General features: G+C 41.7%; 2 protein-coding genes. Both read left to right on the top strand.

Translation table 11 applies throughout. The annotated features are described in order from the left end of the window. Positions 1–779: 779 nt before the first annotated feature. Complete coding sequence (locus tag EAE90_RS24130; RefSeq protein WP_246551119.1) at positions 780–1,346, top strand: hypothetical protein; 567 nt, start codon at positions 780–782, stop codon at positions 1,344–1,346. Then, a partial coding sequence (locus tag EAE90_RS24125) for an esterase/lipase family protein (protein ID WP_422616017.1) occupies positions 1,334–1,745 on the top strand: 412 nt, incomplete at its 3' end. The genes EAE90_RS24130 and EAE90_RS24125, both read left to right, overlap by 13 nt.

Genomic DNA, 1,745 nt, shown 5'->3' with positions numbered 1-1,745 from the left:
GGCGAAGGGCCGCTGGCGTTATTAAAACTGCGCGGATTTAAATTGCCGAAAAATATCTTTGTGACGAAGCCGGGTAAGCATACGGCAATATCAGCGATAAATGACGATGATTTGATAGAGGAATAGTGCATGCGATTAGGGATAAATGAGAAAATAGCGTAATCGTTAACTGTTTTCGTTAACAGAATGGTTGTCAGGATAAATATTACTACAGATATTCCGATGAAGATGTTTGGCTATATGGGTGAGAGCCGTGATTATACTTTTCTCAGTGAGGAAGGAATACTGCTATGGTGTTATTGATGTTATTGGCTGTCTTATTATTCGTATGGCATGAAGAGGAATTATTCTTCTTTATCGTGATGGGGTAATTGAGATTTAAAAAGGATTGATGAGATTGAAACAGCGATAATCTATTGGATAACATGAAAATAGCCATTGTTATCATAGGGATGTGATTAAAATCGCGTATTCAGGCCGCCTTCATTTTATGGCAATCAATGCCAGTTTACTTTTGTCAATAAATGTCATGTTATTGTCATGAAGTTTAAATATTTTGTTCGACATGCTGTTATATCGGTGGTGATAAAGGGGTGTGCATTAAAAATCGTATTTTTTTGAAAAAAAGAGTTGATTTTTATAAGCACCCGCCGAGAAGATAGAAAAATTCAGAAATCGCTCACCCTGTTTATGCATGATGTATTGCGAAAAGGTGAATGGCCTGTGTAAATATCTTTGATCCGAACGGATGATCATATGTACAGAATGGAAATAGCTCCTTGCCAAAGCAAGTTGATGTGGAAATTAGTCAATTGAAAATAAAAGATGAGGAGTCAATGATGAGTGAACCGAAGGAAAATGAGATTTTTATTCACCCTGAATATGATGAACTGGGCCTCCCTTATTACAACGTGCCGAATGCCAGAATTGAAGAAAATCTGGTGGCGACTTGTTTGAAGTACGCGACTAAAGTGATCCCGGTAATTTTCCTGCCGGGGGTGATGGGGAGTAATTTAAAATCAAAAGAGGGTAAGTCGGTCTGGCGGTTAAATGAGATATGGAGTTTTGATGTTTTAGTTTGGATGTGCAGAGGAGCCTCTTATAGGAAAGATACACTAGATCCTAGTAATACAGAAGTTGATGATTCTGGGGATATTACGCCTGATCACACTGAGAAGAATAAATTCCAGACTTGCCAGCAGCGCGGTTGGGGGGAGATAGCCCATATGAGCTATGGCACTTTCCTGCCTTGGCTTCAGGCGGTGTTGGATGATGAGCGTTTGGCCTTTGGTACTGCCTGGCAGGGAAGGGGGAAAAAACCCTTCGGCAACGTATGGTTGATATGAACCTGAATGCGGAGTGGGGGGAAGAGCCGCTGACCGAGGCAGAGGTTGACCATAGTTATGATTTTCTCTACCCGGTACATGTGATGGGCTATAACTGGTTGCAATCTAATAAGGAGTCTGCCAAGAGGCTGGCGCAATATGTGGATAAGGTCTTAACTTTCTATGGTAAACGGTGCGTAACTAAAAAGGTGATTTTAGTCACTCACTCAATGGGGGGGCTGGTTGCTCGTTATTATTCAGAACTGCTGAATGGCAGAGATAAAATTTTAGGTATTGTGCATGGGGTGATGCCTGATACCGGTTCACCCATGACTTATAAAAGGATGAAAACCGGTGAAGATGGAATGGTTGGACTGGTTATCGGCAGTAATGGCGCGGAGATGACCCCGGTGTTGGCGC

The sequence above is a fragment of the Photorhabdus caribbeanensis genome (genome assembly GCF_018448885.1).
Classification (GTDB): Bacteria; Pseudomonadota; Gammaproteobacteria; order Enterobacterales; family Enterobacteriaceae; genus Photorhabdus; species Photorhabdus caribbeanensis.
The sequence above is the reverse complement of the archived record's forward strand: the minus strand, read 5'-3'. Positions and strand labels throughout refer to the sequence as shown.